General features: G+C 68.4%; 20 protein-coding genes and 1 tRNA gene. 11 read left to right on the top strand and 10 right to left on the bottom strand.

Translation table 11 applies throughout. From position 1 onward, the window contains the following. The first annotated feature begins 50 nt into the window (after positions 1-50). Positions 51-824, top strand: coding sequence for a YebC/PmpR family DNA-binding transcriptional regulator (locus I1E95_RS12550; RefSeq protein WP_197162741.1), 774 nt, complete (start codon positions 51-53; stop codon positions 822-824). 5 nt (positions 825-829) lie between these two features. Here I1E95_RS12550 and I1E95_RS12545 read toward each other — a convergent pair whose 3' ends face one another. After that, complete coding sequence (locus tag I1E95_RS12545) at positions 830-1,576, bottom strand: glucosamine-6-phosphate deaminase (protein WP_197162739.1); 747 nt, start codon at positions 1,574-1,576, stop codon at positions 830-832. A gap of 81 nt (positions 1,577-1,657) precedes the next feature. Beyond that, positions 1,658-3,043: a SpoIID/LytB domain-containing protein gene (locus tag I1E95_RS12540; RefSeq protein ID WP_231594620.1), complete on the bottom strand. Its 1,386-nt coding sequence runs from the start codon at positions 3,041-3,043 to the stop codon at positions 1,658-1,660. A gap of 113 nt (positions 3,044-3,156) precedes the next feature. On the opposite strand from I1E95_RS12540, the gene I1E95_RS12535 reads away from it, so the two are divergent. Together I1E95_RS12535 and psbV are read left to right on the top strand one after the other, a co-directional pair. Continuing rightward, entirely contained in the window at positions 3,157-4,119 is a 963-nt protein-coding gene (locus I1E95_RS12535; protein WP_197162737.1) for a ribonuclease Z, read from the top strand. Positions 4,120-4,236: 117 nt separating this feature from the next. Continuing rightward, positions 4,237-4,758 carry a photosystem II cytochrome c-550 gene (psbV, locus tag I1E95_RS12530; RefSeq protein WP_197162735.1) on the top strand — a complete coding sequence of 174 codons (522 nt, stop codon included), beginning with the start codon at positions 4,237-4,239 and terminating at the stop codon, positions 4,756-4,758. 92 nt (positions 4,759-4,850) lie between these two features. Here psbV and I1E95_RS12525 read toward each other — a convergent pair whose 3' ends face one another. The 4 genes from I1E95_RS12525 to serA all read right to left on the bottom strand — a co-directional run bounded on the left by I1E95_RS12525 (position 4,851) and on the right by serA (position 8,283). Beyond that, entirely contained in the window at positions 4,851-5,237 is a 387-nt protein-coding gene (locus tag I1E95_RS12525) for a hypothetical protein (RefSeq protein ID WP_197162733.1), read from the bottom strand. A gap of 64 nt (positions 5,238-5,301) precedes the next feature. Then, positions 5,302-5,601 carry a ferredoxin gene (locus I1E95_RS12520; RefSeq protein ID WP_006171932.1) on the bottom strand — a complete coding sequence of 100 codons (300 nt, stop codon included), beginning with the start codon at positions 5,599-5,601 and terminating at the stop codon, positions 5,302-5,304. 142 nt (positions 5,602-5,743) lie between these two features. Then, on the bottom strand, positions 5,744-6,685 hold the full coding sequence (prmA, locus tag I1E95_RS12515; protein ID WP_197162731.1) for a 50S ribosomal protein L11 methyltransferase: 942 nt from the start codon (positions 6,683-6,685) through the stop codon (positions 5,744-5,746). A gap of 11 nt (positions 6,686-6,696) precedes the next feature. Beyond that, positions 6,697-8,283 carry a phosphoglycerate dehydrogenase gene (serA, locus tag I1E95_RS12510; protein ID WP_197162729.1) on the bottom strand — a complete coding sequence of 529 codons (1,587 nt, stop codon included), beginning with the start codon at positions 8,281-8,283 and terminating at the stop codon, positions 6,697-6,699. Between the two features lie 123 nt (positions 8,284-8,406). Between serA and I1E95_RS12505 the strand changes: the two genes are divergently transcribed. From I1E95_RS12505 to murD, 4 genes are all read left to right on the top strand, one after another. After that, the gene (locus tag I1E95_RS12505) at positions 8,407-8,910 is read left to right on the top strand and encodes a hypothetical protein (protein ID WP_197162727.1); all 504 of its coding nucleotides are present in this window, start codon (positions 8,407-8,409) and stop codon (positions 8,908-8,910) included. Beyond that, positions 8,907-9,701: a photosystem II S4 domain protein gene (locus I1E95_RS12500; RefSeq protein WP_197162725.1), complete on the top strand. Its 795-nt coding sequence runs from the start codon at positions 8,907-8,909 to the stop codon at positions 9,699-9,701. The genes I1E95_RS12505 and I1E95_RS12500 overlap by 4 nt, the downstream gene beginning before the upstream one ends. 104 nt (positions 9,702-9,805) lie before the next feature. After that, positions 9,806-9,877, top strand: a tRNA-Val gene (locus tag I1E95_RS12495). 27 nt (positions 9,878-9,904) lie between these two features. Next, entirely contained in the window at positions 9,905-11,296 is a 1,392-nt protein-coding gene (gene murD, locus I1E95_RS12490) for a UDP-N-acetylmuramoyl-L-alanine--D-glutamate ligase (RefSeq protein WP_197162723.1), read from the top strand. Positions 11,297-11,322: 26 nt separating this feature from the next. Here the strand turns inward: murD and I1E95_RS12485 are convergent, their stop codons facing one another. Next, positions 11,323-12,051: a hypothetical protein gene (locus I1E95_RS12485; RefSeq protein ID WP_197162722.1), complete on the bottom strand. Its 729-nt coding sequence runs from the start codon at positions 12,049-12,051 to the stop codon at positions 11,323-11,325. Between the two features lie 136 nt (positions 12,052-12,187). Here I1E95_RS12485 and I1E95_RS12480 point away from each other — a divergent pair, with 136 nt between their 5' ends. Beyond that, positions 12,188-12,649, top strand: coding sequence for an EVE domain-containing protein (locus I1E95_RS12480; RefSeq protein ID WP_197162719.1), 462 nt, complete (start codon positions 12,188-12,190; stop codon positions 12,647-12,649). Then, positions 12,646-13,467, top strand: a complete 822-nt coding sequence (locus tag I1E95_RS12475; RefSeq protein ID WP_197162713.1) for a hypothetical protein — start codon at positions 12,646-12,648, stop codon at positions 13,465-13,467. The genes I1E95_RS12480 and I1E95_RS12475 overlap by 4 nt, the downstream gene beginning before the upstream one ends. On the opposite strand, the gene I1E95_RS12470 is transcribed toward I1E95_RS12475, so the two are convergent. The 3 genes from I1E95_RS12470 to I1E95_RS12460 all read right to left on the bottom strand — a co-directional run bounded on the left by I1E95_RS12470 (position 13,413) and on the right by I1E95_RS12460 (position 14,700). Next, positions 13,413-13,727 carry a DUF2811 domain-containing protein gene (locus I1E95_RS12470; RefSeq protein ID WP_197167496.1) on the bottom strand — a complete coding sequence of 105 codons (315 nt, stop codon included), beginning with the start codon at positions 13,725-13,727 and terminating at the stop codon, positions 13,413-13,415. The two genes, I1E95_RS12475 and I1E95_RS12470, sit on opposite strands and share 55 nt — an antisense overlap. Positions 13,728-14,088: 361 nt before the next feature. Beyond that, positions 14,089-14,466 carry a DUF1818 family protein gene (locus I1E95_RS12465; RefSeq protein ID WP_197162711.1) on the bottom strand — a complete coding sequence of 126 codons (378 nt, stop codon included), beginning with the start codon at positions 14,464-14,466 and terminating at the stop codon, positions 14,089-14,091. Positions 14,467-14,469: 3 nt separating this feature from the next. Next, positions 14,470-14,700, bottom strand: coding sequence for a DNA-directed RNA polymerase subunit omega (locus I1E95_RS12460; protein WP_185465054.1), 231 nt, complete (start codon positions 14,698-14,700; stop codon positions 14,470-14,472). Positions 14,701-14,804: 104 nt separating this feature from the next. On the opposite strand from I1E95_RS12460, the gene I1E95_RS12455 reads away from it, so the two are divergent. Further along, entirely contained in the window at positions 14,805-16,388 is a 1,584-nt protein-coding gene (locus I1E95_RS12455) for an Hsp70 family protein (RefSeq protein ID WP_197162709.1), read from the top strand. A gap of 116 nt (positions 16,389-16,504) precedes the next feature. Beyond that, on the top strand, positions 16,505-17,335 hold the full coding sequence (locus tag I1E95_RS12450) for a hypothetical protein (RefSeq protein ID WP_197167495.1): 831 nt from the start codon (positions 16,505-16,507) through the stop codon (positions 17,333-17,335). Positions 17,336-17,375 lie beyond the last annotated feature (40 nt).

The raw sequence follows: 17,375 nt of genomic DNA, 5'->3' as shown, positions 1-17,375 counted from the left end.
CCGCAACGTGGCGCCCCGCCACGTCCCCACCCTTCATCGATCGATCCGTCATGGCCGGCCACAGCAAGTGGGCCCAGATCAAACGCCAGAAGGCGGTGGTCGACGCGCGGCGCGGGGTTGTCTTCACCCGTCTGGGGCGCGAGATCACGGTGGCGGCCCGCCATGGGGCCGATCCCGCCGGGAACTTCCAGCTGCGCACTGCCATCGACAAGGCCAAGGCTGCCGGCATGCCCAGCGCCAACATCGAGCGGGCCATCGCCAAGGGTTCAGGCCAGGGGGGCGGCGAGGCCGACCAGTTCGAGGCCGTCCGCTACGAGGGCTACGGCCCAGGCGGGGTCGCGGTGCTGGTGGAGTGCTTCACCGACAACCGCAACCGAACCGCCGCCGACCTGCGCCTGGCCTTCAGCAAGCAGGGGGGAAACCTGGGGGAGAGCGGCTGCGTGGGGTACCTCTTCGAGCAGCAGGGGGTCGTGCGGCTGGAGCCCCCGGTGCCCAGCGAAGAGGACCTGCTCGAGAGCCTGCTGAGGCTGGAGGACCAGGGGGGTCCGCCGGTGCTGGGCTACAGCCTGGAGGGGGAGAACGCCGAGGTGTTCTGCCGCTTCACCGATCTGGAGCCCCTGCAGCACCACCTGCGACAACTGGGCTGGGCTGTGCGCGACTGGGAGTCGCGCTGGGTGTCCTCCACGTCCTGCCGTCTGGAGTGCGAGGACCAGCTGCGCCGCTGCCTGCGCATGCTCGACGCCCTCGAGGATCTCGATGACGTGCGCAGCCTCACCTCCAACCTGGAGGCCGACGCCGACCTGCTTGATGCCGTGATGGGCTGAGCCCCTCAGCCCTCCAGGGCGGAGCGATCGACGATCAGACGCAGGCCTGGATGGCCCTGCAGCCAGCTGGCCGGCAGCGACGGCTCCGGAGGCTCCCTCAGCAGCCGCGCCAGGATGCCCGCCTTGGCCGGACCGCTCACCACCAGCAGGATGCGCTCGGCCCCCAGAATCCGGTCCAGGCCAAGGGTGATCGCCCCGGCTGGCACCAGGTCCGGATCCCCCCCGAAGGCCGCCGCGTTCTGGCGTCGGGTGGCGGCGCTGAGGCGGAGGCTGCGACTGGGAGCGTCGGGCGCACAGGGGGGCTCGTTGAAGCCCACGTGGCCGTTGCTGCCCAGCCCCAGCAGTTGCAGTCCGATGCCTCCGGCCGCCTGAACGGCTTCGGCGTAGCGGAGGGCCTCGGCGGCGGGATCCGCCGCCAGACCGTCGGGGAGCTGCACCCGGGCAGGATCCAGGCCGAGAGGCCCGCTCAGCCGGCGGGTCATCTCCGCCGCGAAGGAGCCGCAATCCGCCGGCCCCAGTCCCACATATTCATCGAGGTTGAAGCTCCGCCAGCGCTGGCGCACGGCCTGGAGCTGATCGGGCCCAAGGGCCAGCAGCCTCGCCACCAGCGCTGCGTAGACGGGCTTCATGGTGCGTCCGGTGGCGAGGCCCAGGGGGCGCACCATGGAGCCGCTGAGTTCCAGATGGAGCAGTTCAGCAACGCGACCGGCAAGATCAGACGGCTGCTCGAAGCATTCGAAGCGACCGGCCAACCAGGCGGGAGAAGCAGGCGTTGGCACCGAAGGCAGGCGAGATGGTCAGCCGCTCCGCCGCTTCAGCCGCAGGACCGGTGCTCAGGAGCCTCGCCCAGCGACGGCTCCCGACGCCAGGGGGCCGGATCCCGCCCGGAGCGGTTGCACCTCGACGCCGCGGTAGTAGTGCTGGAGGATCTGGTCGAATCGGCGGCCCTGCTGGGCGAGCGCATAGGCCCCCCACTGGCTCATGCCGACTCCGTGGCCGAAGCCGCGGCCCACGGCGATGATCACCGGCGACGGCGGAGCCAGGGGCCGGGGTGGGGGCGGTGCCAGCAGCGAACCCATGTCAGCTGGCAACGGTGTGCCGTCGGCGAGGGACGGGGCGGTGAAGGTGAAGGGAGCGGCCTTGAATCGCACCAGAGTGCTGCGCAACCCCAGGCGGCTGCGCAGCTGGGCGCCTGTGAGCACCAGGGAGCCGGAGGGTCCGATCACCCGCGCCTGGCGCACCCGGCCGCTGCCCGTGGTTGAGAGAACGTCGATGCGGCTGGCGCCGCCGATCTCCGCGAAGGCTCCGGCCAGCAGCTGGGGGGAGAGGGTTTTCTCCCAGCGGGCCACGGGGCTGGTGTCGTCGTAGTCGGGCACGCTCACCAGGTAGGGCAGCTGACGCGACCAGAGATCACCGCTGTTCTCCGTGCTGCCGCCACTGCTGCTGTGGAAGACGGCATTGATCAGGCTGTTGCCATGCATCAGCACCAGGCCCTGGGTGCTGCGCACCGCCTCGCGGGTGGAGGCGGTCTCCGACTCCAGTCCCTTGTAGGCCTGACTGGTGACGGTGGCGTGCAGATCGAAGGGGGCCGAGGGTTTGCGGTGGCGCAGGGCATAGGTGCGCGCAGCCACAGCCTGGGCCCGCAGAGCCTCCAGGGGCCAGCTGGCGGGCATCTCGCTGCCCACGACACTGGGCAGATAGGTTTCCAGCGCGATGACGTTGATGGCCCTCAGCTTCGAGGCCTCAACCCTCACCTGCAGCCGCCCCCTGTAGCGGCGGTTCTCCACCTGAAGGCTGGCGAGACCGTTCGAATCCGGCAGAGGCTCCAGCCAGAGCTCACCCAGACTGAGGACACCGGGGGTGCCCTGGGTCACGGCCGAGGGCTGGACCTGGATGCGGCCGCCGGCCTGGCGCAGGGCGAGGGTGGCGCCGGCAGGCATCCGCAGCAGCTCCCCGCCCCTGGTGTCGCGCAGACGCAGCCCGCTGCTGCCCGCCACCCTGATCGCCGGCAGGTCCAGCAGCAGCACCCGCATCTGAGGATTGGTGGCCCGGCTGGCCGTCAGGGGCTCGAGCTGGTCAAGGGCCGCCACGTCCTCGGCTCCATCCCCGACCGCAGCCTGGGCTCCTGCCAGTCCGCCTGGCCCCGTCAGCAGCGCCTGCGGCAGCAGGGCCACAGCGAGGAACAGGGTGCGGATCCGACCGGTCTTGGGAACAGCCATCAACGGCAGCAGCCATGAAACGTGCGCGCCATTGTGACCAGCACATCCCGGCGACGCCAGAGCCGACCTGGACAGAGCCTGACGTGGCAGCATGCGCCAAAGGGTCATCCGGAGTGCAAGTCACCTTCCTGGGCACCAGTTCGGGTGTACCCACCCGTTCCCGCAATGTCTCAGCGGTGGCTCTGCGCCTGCCCCAGAGGGCCGAGCTCTGGCTGTTCGACTGCGGCGAGGGAACCCAGCACCAGTTCCTGCGCAGTGAACTGAGGGTGTCGCAGCTGCGGCGCATCTTCATCACCCACATGCACGGCGACCACGTCTTCGGCTTGCCGGGACTGCTGGCCAGCCTCGGGCTGGCCGGAGCCTGCAGCGGCGTCGATCTCTATGGCCCCGATCCCCTGCGCGACTACCTCGAGGGCGTGCTGCGCACCTCCTCGACCCGGATCGGCTATCCCCTGCGCACCCACCGGGTCCACAGGGCCGCCCACGCCGGGACGGTGCTGCTCGACGACGGCGACCTGGTGGTGCGCTGCACCCCGCTCACCCACCGCATCCCGGCCTACGCCTATCGGGTGGAGCAGAAACCCCGGGCCGGCCGCTTCGACATCGAGAAGGCCCGCGAGCTCGGCATCCCGCCGGGGCCGGTCTATGCCGAGCTCAAGGCCGGTCGCGAGGTGTGCCTCGACGACGGACGCATCATCCGGGGCGAGACCCTCTGCGGTCCCGACCGCCCAGGCGTGAGCATGGTGTACTGCACCGACACGGTGTTCAGTGAAGCGGCGGTGGAACTGGCCCGCGGAGCCGATCTGCTCATCCACGAATCCACCTTTGCCCATGGCGAGGCGGAGATGGCCTTCCAACGCCAGCACTCCACCAGCACCATGGCGGCGCAGACGGCGGCTCTCGCCGGGGTGAAGCAGCTGGTGCTCACCCACCTCAGCCCGCGCTACGTGGCCGGCAACACCCTCACCCCCGACGACCTGGTGAACGAGGCCCGTGCGATCTTCCCGAACACCCTCGTGGCCAAGGACTTTCTCAGCCTCGAGGTGAGTGCCGGCGGAGCGGCCAAGGCCGCCTGAGGAGCCGACTGGCAACGGTGATCGCTGCAACAGTTCTTGATTCCCGGCCGGCGGGCCCTTCCCCCGTGATACAAGGTCTCAGGTGCGGTGCCTACCGCCTTTTCGCCGGCTCCCTTCATGGCCTCTATCGTTCTCACTGCCCTTCGGGCGGTTGCCCGGACCCTGCTGGTTCTGCCCCTGGCGCTTCTGCTCAGTCTTGGCTTCTGCGTGACTGCTGCCCAGGCCGCCCAATGGGACACCGCCACCCTCACGGTGCCGGGTGACCCCGACGGCAACCTGGTCACCTTCAGCGAAGCGGAGATCAAGACCGGCCGCAAGCTGTTCAACGACAGCTGCGGCACCTGCCATGCAGGCGGCGTCACCAAGACCAACTACAACGTCGGCCTCGACCCTGAGACCCTCTCCCTGGCCACCCCCTCCCGCGACTCGGTCGAGGCCCTGGTGGACTTCATCAAGGACCCCACCTCCTACGACGGGGAATACAGCATTGCCGACGTGCATCCCAGCATGCGCAGCAGCGATGTGTTCGTGAAGATGCGCGACCTCGACGATGACGACCTGCGCGTGATCGCCGGCTACATCCTGGTGGCCCCGAAAGTGAGCGGCACCCAGTGGGGCGGCGGCAAGGTCTACTTCTGATCCAGCTGACTGAATCCAGCGGCTGATGCCGTGGTCCTCTGGACCACGGTTTTTTTTGGCCTCACGAGGCCCACGCCACGCCAAGGCCAGGCTCAGGCCACCGCAGCGGGAGGCTGGGGCGGGCTCACATTGGTGGCCTCCATGGTTCCAGGCTGCTTGCTGTACCACCACTCCTGCAGGGCCGGGGACAGGCGCTGGGGGAACAGGGTGAGCACGGTGCAGGTGGGCCTGGAGCCAGGCTGGAGCAGTTCCACGGCATAGGAGGGACAGCGCCTGGAGGCCAGATCGGCCACGAAGCGCCGGCCGATGCGGCGCCAGCTGGGCTCCTTGCTGCGCCAGGCCAGACGGCAGCAGGGCCAGGGCAGCTCATCGCGGTCGAAGAGCCGACAGCAGGGACCCAGCACCCGGAAGCTGTACTGGCCTCCAGGGCTGCAGTGCTCACTGCCGGGCTCCATCAGGGTATCCACCAACGCGGGCATGAAAAAGCCACCCCGAAGGGTGGCAGAAGTGGGATCTGGATTCAAGCCAAACCTGGACTGAAGCTCAATAGAGCTCTTCTTCGGCGTGGGTCTTGATGGTGCAGTCGGAGGTGGGGTAAGCCACGCAGGTCAGCACGAAGCCGGCTTCGATCTGGTCGTCGTCGAGGAAGCTCTGATCCGACTGGTCGACAGTGCCGGTGGTGAGCTTGCCGGCGCAGGTGGAGCAGGCACCGGCGCGGCAGGAGTAAGGCAGATCGATGCCCTGCTCCTCAGCGGCATCGAGGATGTACTGATCGTCGGGAACCTCGATGGTCTTGTTGAGTCCCTCGCTCTCGTTGATGAGGGTGACCTTGTAGGAAGCCATGGAAAGGATTGGGGCTCACAGACTCCTGAGTGTTCAGGGCCTGTAGGACCGCACCGTCCTACATCGGACAGGGGCGTTGACGGCGATCCTGGAGGCGCAGCCCCAGAAGCCCAATCAAAGGCTGAGCACGCATAAGCGTGATTTATGCGACATCTCCGGGGATCGCAGCCCGGCACCACTGGATCTGAAGCAGTCCCCAGACGCCCTGGGAGGCCACCAGCTCGGCGCTCCAGCCCTCCAGAGCCAGCAGCCGGCAGAGCTCTTCGGCCTGGTCCACCAGCAGGCCGCTGAGCAGGCCAACGCCGGCTGGTGCCAGCAGGGTGCGGAACTGGCCGGCCAGCTCGGCGATCACCGGCGCCAGGATGTTGCAGAGCAGCAGATCGGCCGGTCCGTCCTCCCCCAGCAGGACCGCCAGCTCCAGGGCCGATCCCTCCACCACCTGCAGCGGTCCGCCGGGCCGCACGGGACAGCCGTTGAGCTCTGCGTTGCTGGCCGTGGCCCGCACCGCCAGGGGGTCGGTGTCGGCCGCGGCCACGAAGCGGGCCCCCAGACGCAGGGCACCGAGGCCGAGGATTCCGCTGCCGCAGCCCAGATCGGCCACCCGCTGATCGATCGGCGCCAGCCGCTCCATCGCCTCGAGGCAGAGGCGCGTGGTGGGGTGGCTGCCGGTGCCGAAGGCGCTGCCAGGATCGATCCGGATTAGCTCACGGCCGGCGTGCTCCGGGGGGGGATCCAGCCAGGCGGGCAGAATCAGCAACCGCTCGCCCACGGGATCAGGCTGCCAGTGGCGCTTCCAGCTGAGGCTCCAGTCCTCCTCGTCCTGCAGCGCCCAGGTCAGGGGAGGCAGGGCGATGGCGAAGGGCTCGGTGAGGCACTCGAGCTCCCGGGCCAGCTTCTGCCGCTCCGGTTCCGGCCAGTCGGCTTCCGGCAGCCAGGCCACCAGCTGGTGGAAACCGGGCTGATCGGGGCTGAACTGGATGGCCACACGGCGGATGCCGAGGGAGGGCAGCTTCCAGAGAAGGGATTCCTCCAGCTCGGGAGGAGCCTCCATCTCCAGACGCCACCAGCGGGGAGCCGGGGACATGGCAGCAGGGCTCAGAGCGTGACCGGATGGGCTTCCTGAATCCCGTTGATCCCGTGGATCGAGATCAGCAGGCTGGGGGGGATCGGATCGTCGAGGCTCAGCACCATCACCGCGTCGCCACGGACGATGCGGCGGCCCACCTGCATCGAGGCGATGTTGACGTTGTGCTCGCCCAGCAGCGAGCCGATGTTGCCAATGATCCCGGGCATGTCGCGGTGGCGGGTGATCAGCATGTGCCGGGTGGGCATCACGTTGACCGGGAACTCGTCGATCGTGGTGATGCGCAGGTCGCCGTCGGCGAACACCGCTCCGGTGACGCTGTGACTGCCCTGGCCGCCTCGGCAGGTGAGTTGAAGGGAGCCGCCGGCGAAGTCGCGGCTGGCGTCGTCTTTGACCTCGAGCACGTGGATGCCGCGACTGCGGGCTTCGATCCCGGCATTGACGTAGTTGATGCGATCGCCCAGGGCGCTCGAGAGCAGGCCCTTGAGAGCGGCCACCACCAGCGGCTGAGAGGGATGGCTGGCGAATTCACCCTGGAGACGCACCTCCAGGTCCTGGATCGAGCCTCCAGCCAGCTGGCTGAGCAGCAGTCCGAGCGTTTCCGCCAGCTGCAGGTGGGGCTTGAGCCGCTCCATCACCTCCGGGGTCAGGCCGGGGATGTTCACGGCACTGCGGGCGGGGAGCCCCAGCAGCACGTCGCGGATCTGCTCGGCCACATCGACCGACACGTTCTCCTGGGCTTCTTCGGTGGAGGCCCCCAGGTGTGGCGTGAGGATCAGGCGGTCGTCCACCTGGCGCAACGGCGAGTCCGCCTCCAGGGGTTCGTTGTTGTAGACATCGAGGGCGGCGCCGGCGATGGTGCCTGAGCTGACGGCCTCGGCCAGGGCCTTCTCATCGACGATGCCTCCCCGGGCGCAGTTCACAAGGCGCGCCGTCGGCTTCATCGTGGCCAGCAGCTCAGCGTTCACCAGGTTCTCGGTGTCCGGGGTGCGGGGCAGGTGCAGGCTGATGAAATCCGCTTCGGCGAACAGGGGGCCGACCGCCATCAGGCGCACCTGCAGCAACTGGGCGCGCTCGGCGGAGATGTAGGGGTCGTAGGCCAGCACCTCCATGCCCATGGCCTTGGCGACGCGGGCCACGTGGGAGCCGATCTTGCCCAGCCCCACCACGCCGAGCTTTTTCTTGTAGAGCTCGTTGCCGACGTACTTCTTGCGGTCCCAGCCCCCGGCCATGGTGCTGACGTGGGCCTGGGGCACGTGGCGGGAGAGGGCCAGCATCATCGCCAGCGCATGTTCCGCTGCCGCGATCGTGTTGCCCTCAGGGGAGTTCACCACCAGCACACCCCGCTGGGTGGCGGCCTCGACATCGACATTGTCGACACCGACACCGGCTCGGCCGATGATCCTCAGGCGGGTGCCGGCCTCGATGATGGCGGCGGTCACCTGGGTGCCGGAGCGGATCATCAGGGCGTCGTAGTCGCCGATGATCTGCTGCAACTGCTCCGGAGGCAACCCGGTTCGCACATCCACCTGCGCCACCTGGGAGAGGATGTCGATTCCCGTCTGGTCGATGGGATCAGAAACCAGAACCTTTGTCATGACCAGGGACGGAGAGAGAGGGGGTCTGGAGAATCCCAGACGCTGCCGGGGGTGAAGTGTAGTGAGCGGTGGCCACGGCATCCCCCGCCAACGCCGAGAATCGGGTCTTTGTGGCTCTGGATCTTGGGACTGTCGGTGGTGGTGGTGATGAAAGACCGGCGCAAGCTGCAGCGGTTGCGCGATCGGCTCACTGAACTCCAGCCCGCCCCCAGGGTCCTGACCATCCTGGGGGAAGGAGAAAGCAGCATCGATTCCGTCGAGCTGCTCAACCCGGCTCTGGCCCGGCAGCGGCGGCAGCGCAGCATGGTGCGCTGGCTGATGCCGTTCGGTTTTTTCGCCGGGCTGATGTTCACCTTCATCACCGACCTTCACACCTTTGCCTTCGCCGGCACCTACGGCGAACCGGTGATCGGCGGACTCCTGGGCATGGGCTCGGGCTGGATGGGCAGCTACGCCGCCGCCGCCAGCGTCCGCTCCGAGGCCGACGACCGCATCCGCAGCCTGCGCAACCGGCTGGAGGAAGGAAGCTGGCTGCTGCTGGTGGAGAGCAGCCCGGGGCAGGAGATTCCCTGGCTGGTGATTCAGCAGGCCGGTCCCCAGGCGGTGGTGCGACTGGGCGAAGGATGAGCTGCACGCCCCCCGGCGCCGACCTGCTGCGCGGCAGCCGTGATCCAGCCGCGCTCGAGCCCCTGATCGCCCTGGCCGAGCAGGCCCTGCGCGACTGGCAGCCCCACTGGTCGTGGTTTCTCTCCGCCGTGACCCGCGAGGAGGCGCTCGAGCGGCTGGGCAGCCTCAGCGAGCTTCATCTGGAGGCTGAGGGCGGCAGACCCCGGGCTGAACGCTGCCGGCTGCTGCTGCTTCGCCGCGATCTGGCCACGGCGTCCGCCCCGCCGACAGCGCCCCTGGCCGGCCTGGACGTCAGCGGCAACTTCCTCTTCGATCCAGCCGGACCGGGCGATGTCCGCGCCGCCCTGCTGGCGGCCGGCGCCCTCGATGGGGAGCTGGGTGATCTCTGGATGCGGGGCGACCGGGGCGCCCAGGTGGTCGTGGACCCCCAGCTGGCCGCCCGCCTGGGGGGCACCACGGCCCGGGTACGCAGCGTGGAGGTGGAGCTGGAGGCCAGGGGTCTGGATCAGCTGCAACCTCCCACCAGGCCCCAACCACGTCTGCTGGCCACCGTGGAAGCCTCCCTGCGGCTGGACGCGGTGGCCTCGGCAGGGTTCGGGCTCTCCCGCAGCCGCATGGCGGAGCTGGTCCGCCGTGGAGCCGCTCGCGTGAACTGGCAGCCCGTGACCACCCCCAGCCGCGAGCTCAGATCCGGGGATCGCATCCAGCTCGAGAACCGCGGGGAGCTGAAGGTGCTCTCGATCCAGCCCACCAAGCGTGAGCGCTGGCGCCTGGAACTGGAACGCCACTGAGTGGAGGCAGGCCGACTGCTAGGTTGCCTGCTTCGACCCTGATGGCACCGCTGAGCGGACGTCATTCCGGGATCTCACCGACGGGACTTTCTGTTCCCGAACCCGGGCGATTAGCTCAGAGGTAGAGCACTACCTTGACACGGTAGGAGTCACTGGTTCGATTCCAGTATCGCCCACTGAATCCTCTGCCTCAGTAGTTCAGTATGCCCAGCACGTCACACCCCCTGGCGGTGGTGATTGGTCTGGGACGTTCAGGCAGCGGTGCCGCCCGTCTGCTCAGGGCCAGCGGCCAGCGGGTGCTGGTTCTGGAGAGCCGCCGCAATCCCGAGCTGGAGCAGCAGGCCGAGGAGCTGAGGGCCCGGGGCGTGGAGGTGGAGCTCGGCCAGTCCCTGGCGACCGGGTCCTTGGCCCAGCTCCGGGCAGGTTCCGACCGGGTGGTGGTGAGCCCCGGCATCCGCTGGGATCATCCTGTGCTGCAGACCCTGAGGGACCGGGGCGTCCGGGTCTGCGGAGAGATGTCGGTGGCCTGGGAGGCCAGCGGCGGGATCCCCTGGATCGGCATCACCGGCACCAACGGCAAGACCACCGTCACCCATCTGCTCAGTCACCTGCTCAGCCAGGCCGGTCTCGACGCGCCGATGGTGGGCAACGTCGGGATTTCGGCCGCCGAGTTGCTGATCGAGCGCCGCGAGGCCGGAACCCCGCCGCCCGACTGGCTGGTGGTGGAGCTGAGCAGCTACCAGATCGAGTCGTCCCCGGAGCTGGCACCACGCCTGGGCCTCTGGACCACCCTCACACCCGACCATCTCGAGCGGCACGGGACTCTGGAGGCCTATCGGGCGATCAAGCGGAGCCTGCTTGAGAACTGCGGGGAGCAACTGCTCAACGCCGACGACGCCGACCTGCGCGCCCATGCCGGCAGCTGGGACCGGGCCAGCTGGGTCACCGCCGGCCCCCGCCAGCAGCTGGGTGCCAGCCTGCAGCCCTTCCTCTGGATTGACCGTGGACTGGTGACGGCAGCCTCCGGCCCCCTCTTCCCTGCCACAGCCCTGGCCCTGCCAGGGGCTCACAACCGTCAGAACATGGTGCTGGCTGCCGCCGCCGCGCTCAGGCTGGGACTGGAGCCCTCCCAGATCGAAGACGCCCTTCGCAGCTTTCCAGGAGTGCCCCATCGGCTCGAGCAGATCCGCCTGCTGGATGGTGTGCGCTGGTTCAACGACAGCAAGGCCACCAACTACGACGCTTCCGAAGTGGGGATCACGGCCGTGGAGGGACCGATGGTGGTCCTGGCTGGAGGTGAGATCAAACAGGGAGACCCCGGGGCGTGGCTCGAGGCCCTGGGCCGCCAGGCTGCTGCGGTGGTGCTGTTCGGCGCGGCCAGGGAGGCCTTCGCCGCCCTGCTGAGCGGCAGCGGCTATCCGGGCACGGTGCACCTGGTGGAAGGCCAGGCTGAGGCGGTTCCGCTGGCCCGGGAGCTGGCCCGCCGCCTCGGCTGCCCCACGGTTCTGCTCTCACCGGCCTGCGCCAGCTTTGATCAATACAAGGACTTCGAGGCGCGTGGAGAGCATTTCCGCGCCCTGGTGGCCGCCCTCTGAACGCCCCTTGCAGAACCAGGCCCCGTTCACAGCAGGGCGGTGACGGCCTCCTCGGTCGGCGGGGGCGGCGCTCCGATCTCCCAGGCTGCCAGATATTGCTGGATGAAGATCGCCGCCAGGGGGACGGTCACCAGCAACGGCAGCAGGCAGAACAGGGCTGAAATGGCGATCAGCAATGCAGAAAGCACTTCATAGCCCACCAGTCCCCAGCTGTGGGGGCTTGAGAAGAGATCGTTGAAACAGGTGCGGAAGGCAGGCCAGAGCGGTTCCTCGCTGGTGAACACCCGCCGCACGTAGATGGGGGTGAGCGCCATCACGATCAGGCCTGGAATCACGCAGAGCAGGATGCCGAGTCCGGCGGCGACGGAGACCAGCAGCCCAGCGAGCACGTAGCGGCGGGGATTGGCGCGCAGCAGGGCCAGGCCTTCGCGGTAGTTCGGATGGTGCCCGGTGGCGAACCAGAGGGCCGGCAGAGCGGACAGCAGCACCCCGACCAGCCCCGCCACCACCTGATAAAGGATCGAGAAAGGCAGGTTCAGCACAGACGACACCAGCTGGGTCACGCTGTCGCGCAGATCAGCGGAGACACCGGCGGTCACCGCCACCGCGATCACGGTGATGATCAGACTGACCGCCACTGAGACCAGCGCCAGCGCCAGCACGGTGAGCTGCAGGGCCAGATAGGTGCGCCAGTGAGCCACGTACAGGTTCCACGCCGACTGGAGGGTGGGCTTCGGTGCTGAGGACAGGCCCATCACAATCATCTCGCCAGGTTGTTCCTGCTGCTGTCTAAGGCAGGGAGCGCGCTCCGGCCAACCCAAACGACACAGAGCCGCTGGATACAATCAAGCTTCCCTGACCCTTCAGCCCAGCAGGGCTCCCCAAGGCGAGATGGCTTACTGGTTGATGAAAAGTGAGCCGGACGTGTATGGCATCGACCATCTCGAACGCGAGGGCAGCACCCTCTGGGATGGCATCCGCAACTACCAGGCGCGCAATTTCATGCGCAGCATGGCGATCGGTGATCAGGCTTTTTTCTATCACTCCAACACCAAGCCCCCTGGCATCATCGGCCTGATGGAGGTGATTGAAACAGGGCTGATTGATCCCAGCCAGTTCGATCCGACCTCGAAATACTTCGATTCAGCGTCAACTCGCGAAGCTCCACGCTGGGACTGCGTCCGCCTGGCCTACCGGCGCACCTATCCCCAGCTTCTCAGCCTGGAAGAGTTGCGCAGCAGCTTCAGTGAGCAGGAACTGGCCGTGGTGCGCCGGGGCAATCGCCTGTCGATCCTGCCGGTCCCCGAGACCACGGCCCTGCGCCTGCTGGAGCTGCTGGATCCCGGCCGATGACCCCTCAGCCCCGAGGACGCGGGGCCCGACTGGTGGATGGCGCTCGGGATGCCCTGGTCGCGATTCAGGCGGTCCGGGGCTGGCTGAGGCAGGGGCGCAGGGCCTACCGGCGCGCTCCGTGGCTGTTCAGCGGTTTCACCCTGATGGGCGGTGGCGCCCAACTGCTGGGCCAGACGGTGCAGAACCGGGCCAGTGATGCCCTGGCCGTGGGGGAGGATCCCGTGGTGGTGTCCATGGGCCTGGTGCTGGGGGGATTGTTGCTCAGCGTGGGCAGCCTTCTCTGGCTGAATGTGGGGCTGCTGCGGGGTGCCTGGATTGCCCTTGACGGTCGAACGCCCCGGCTGGCCGAGCTGGTCCGCTGGCAGGCCGCGGCCATGGGCCGTCTGCTGGCGGTGGCACTGCTGCTGCTGCTGCTGAACCTGCTGATCCTGGCCACGGCCGGTCTGGCGGCAGGGCTGGTGAGCCTGATCCACCCGCTGCTGGCTCTGGCGCCGTTGCTGATCGGCGCCACGTTGCTGGCGGCCCTGTTCGTGACGCAGATCTTTCACCTGCCGCTGACCGTGGCCGGCGGCCTCTCCCCGGTGGCCACCTTCCGCCATGGGCGGATCCTGGCGGCATCCCATGGCTGGGAGTTGCTGGCTCTGAGCCTCAGCCTGGTCCTGATCGTTCTGCTCCCCCTGGGGCTTGCCCTCCTGATCGCCTGGCCCCTCGCTGCAGGCCTGCTGGTGGCCTGGCCCCTGGTCCTCTGCAGCCTGACCGCCGGCTACCGGGAGATCGTCGGCAGCGAAGACCGGGGAGGCCTGGCAGGCGCCACCTGATCGGATCTCCCCTCTGTCGTCCGCTGGAACATGTTGGCCACGTAGCAGCGGGTGACGGCCCGGCTCTGAACCCCGTTCTGCACGAGAAAGCCCGCCAGAGCCGCCTGGATCAGGCGGTACTGATCCCAGTTGGGGTGGGCATCGATGAAGTGAGCCATCGAGTTGAGCAGAGCCTCGGGAACATCGGCCCGGAAACTCACCACACCGGTTTCGGGCTCAGCCTGCGCAGCCTGGGCAACCCCAACGACGGAAGCGGTCATGACCGGGGCGATGTCCATGGACAGGTTGAGCTGGTGATGTCATCCACTTCTCCACAACGCCGGGGCCGCGTCAAATCACTGACCCAGCCGGGCGGCCGTTCCTTCCAACCCTGAGACTGACTGCAGCGCAGGAGCACGGCCCAGCCGCAGTCCCGGCGGGGGATGGCCTTGAAGCCGAACAGGAGGCCTGTCAAGGGGAGAGTCCGGCAAAGGCCGGTTCTCCCCAGACAGCTGCCGCCAGCGGGGTCCCGGAGCCCGAGCCTGTGGAAAACCTGTGCAAAACACTGGAGTGACGGAGCCGTGACTGGGGAGGAGTCAGGCAATCAGCAGTGCTGATCGCTCCGCAATCCCGCAGCCTGTCTCACAGGGGCAAGGGCTCCAGGGCCCGAGTCAGCTCAAGGCCAGCACCCGGGGCCCAGGTGCCCTCCCATCCCCTCAGTCCTGGAGCAGGGAACAGAATGCAGCGCAGGTGCCAGTGGCCCGGGTCGCCATCCAGGCCCAGCCACCAGCCGCCGCTCTCCAGCTCGAGACTGATCAATTCGTCGTCCATCAGCTGATCGGAGATGGCCTCGAGCTGGTCCAGCAGCCGGAGGAGGCCGGCGCGCAGGCTGCTCGCTTCCTCCGAGGTGAGCTCAACCGCCCAGTCGGATCCGCCGATGAGCACAGGAAACGGGGTCCTGGACGGATCCCAGACCAGGCGCCATCCTTCCGCTTCAGCGCTGTACCCACTGGGGGGCAAGGATCAGCCGGGCAGCAGGTCGGGCTGATCCTGCTCGTCGCTGAGCTCAACGATCGCCCGCTGCACGGGCTTCACCATCGAGTCTTCGAGCAGGCCATCAAAATCATCGAAGCGGCGCTGCTTGGCCCGGAAGGCGATGCGAACGGTCGTGAGGTAACGATTGCTCGACTGACCGATCAGACTTTCAGCCCGCTGGGCCAGTTCCTTGGGATGAACAGTCGGACCGGTGTACATCGAAGCGAACCCATTTCCATCACCTTAGTTCAGCTGTCGCCTGGACCCCGGCCCCATCGGCCAAGCTGCGCCGCAACAGGTCCCTTCACCGCAGCTCCCCATCCATGGCCGTGACCGGCACCCTGGCGATCGACCTGGGCAGCAGCACCACGGTGCTGGCCTTTCAGCCCAGCGCAGGCGGTGCACCGGAGCTGCTCGCCATTCCACCCTTCAGCAGCGAAGATCCCTGTGTGGTCCCCAGCCTGATCTGGCTCGCCAGCCCCCGGAGCGATCAGCCCCTGATCGGCCGCCAGGTGCTGGATGCGGGCCTGGCCGCCAGCGGCGGCGAAGGCCTCTGCCGCGACTTCAAACGCAGGATCGGCGCCTTCGCAGGCGAGCCCGGCCCGGCGACGGCTCACGCGGGCTCCAGCGGCGAACCGCTCACACCGGAGCAGGCCGGCAGCCTGCTGATCACCCGGCTGTGGCAGGCCCTTCCCACGGGAGTGGTGCCCACCCGACTCGTACTCACCGCCCCGATCGAGGGCTACCGGGGTTACCGGCAGTGGCTGCAGCAGGTCAGCAGCCAGATTCCCGTGGAGGAAGTGGCCCTGGTGGATGAACCCACCGCAGCCGCCATCGGGGCGGGCTTGCCTGCGGGAAGCCGGGTGCTGGTGGTGGATCTGGGCGGCGGCACGATCGATCTCTCGCTCGTGGCCCTCCAGGGCGGTGAGGGCCGGGCGGCACCGATTGCCCAGTTGCTGCGTTTCGGTGGCCGGGAGCTCGATGGGGGGCGACAGGCCCTGCGCTGCGCCGAGGTGATCGGCAAGGCCGGCGCCGCCCTCGGGGGGCGGGACATCGACCGCTGGATCGCGGCGAGCCTCGCCCCTGACCTTGGAGAAGACCCCGGCCTGCTGGAGATCAGCGAGCGGCTCAAGTGCGGCCTGAGCGAGGCCGAGGAGATGACAGGCATCTGGAGCTCGGCAGAGGCCGACAGCCGAGCTCTGCGCCTCGATCGCACCCAGCTTGACCGGCTGCTGCGTGAACGGGGGCTGCTGCAGTTGCTCGACGGCCTGCTGGAGCGGGTGCTGGCAGCGGCACGCGCGAAGGGACTGGACCGCGATCAGATCGATGCCGTCCTGCCGGTGGGGGGCACCAGCCGTCTGCCCACGATCCGCGACTGGCTGGCGGACCGCTGCGGCTCCATCCCTCTGCGCGACCAGCGGCCGGTGGAAGCGGTGGCCCTCGGGGCCCTCGCCCTCACGCCCGGAGTGCGGCTCAAGGACGTGCTGGCCCGGGGAGTATCGCTGCGCTGCTGGGATCGGCGCGGAGGGGAGCACCGCTGGCACCCGCTCTTCCTGGCTGGCCAGAGCTGGCCCACAGACCAGCCCCTGGAGATGGTGCTCAGCTGCAGCCGCGATGGGCAGAGCCGCCTGGAGCTGGTGCTCGGCGAGCCGGTCGAGGAGGAACGCAGCGAGGTGGTCTTCATCGACGGCCTTCCCCAGGTGCGGCGCCGGCCCGCTGGCGAAGCCAGAATCGAGCCCTGGAGCGTTCAGCCAGCCCCTCTGACCCTCGACCCCCCCGGCAGCTGCGGCACCGACCGCCTGCGACTCCGCTTCAGCATCGACGCCGAAGGGCAGTTGCTGCTCGAAAGTGAAGACCTGATCGTCGGCACGCTCACAGCCCCCAGGGTGCTCGGTCCGGTGCGCTGAAGACTTGACCCGTCGACGCCAGACCGGCGGCAGTGGACGACACGGCGGCTGCCCCCTCGACGTGCTTCCCGGGCCCCTCTGTTCATAGAACGGAGAGACAGAATTGATTGTCCATCTTGGCCATCCGCCGCCACAGGCTTCCGCGCTTCTGGCTGGCTCTTACCCTCGGCCTGGTGGCTGCTGGGGTCGGTGGTGCCTGGTGGTGGGAATCCCAGTTGCCGCGTCGGCTGGAGCGGGCCGCGAACGAGGGGCGGTTCGATGACTGCATCCGCTACAGCGACCAGCTGGCCTCGCTGCGCTGGTTGAGCGGGCGTGCTCCGTCTGAGCAGGGCCGCTGCCGCAGGGCCAAGGCTGAACAGCTCTGGCGACAGCAGAAACCGGAGGAGGCCCTCAAGCTGCAACTGCTGCTGGCCAATTCAGTCGCGGGCACCGAGGCCGACCGCCAGCAGCTGCTGGCCTGGCAGCAGGACCTCAAGAACCGGGCCCTGTCCCGTTTCCAGCAGGGAGACCTGGATGGGGCCCTCGCCCTGCTCAAGCCGATGGGAGAACATCACCGGCCCGACGGCTCAGCCCTCGGCGACAACCTGCGGGAGTTCTGGGCACGGAATCAGCTGCAGCAGCAGCGGGCGGTGAAGTTCGTGGCCGAGAAGCGCTGGTGGGAAGCCCTCGATGCCCTCAACCGGATCGATCACCCCTGGTGGACCACAGCGACGGCACCCCTGTGCAAGCAGGTGGATCAGGCCATCGCCGGGCTGAAGAGCAAGGAACAGGAGCACCACAGCCATGGTGATCAGCCGCTCGACAGCGTGCCGATCGCCAGCCTCGATGCCGCCGTCCAGCGCCAGCTGGCCACGGGCGTTGACGAGTGGACGGCCTTCACCAAGGCCTGTGCCGAGCTGGGCGGACGGGTGGTGGAGGCGGGCCCGGAGACCACCTGCCGCCGCTGAAGGCGCGCAGGGCAGCCCTCAGCACTGAGGCCCATGACAG

The sequence above is a fragment of the Synechococcus sp. CBW1107 genome (genome assembly GCF_015841355.1).
In the GTDB taxonomy this organism is placed as follows: Bacteria; Cyanobacteriota; Cyanobacteriia; order PCC-6307; family Cyanobiaceae; genus Regnicoccus_A.
The sequence above is the reverse complement of the archived record's forward strand: the minus strand, read 5'-3'. Positions and strand labels throughout refer to the sequence as shown.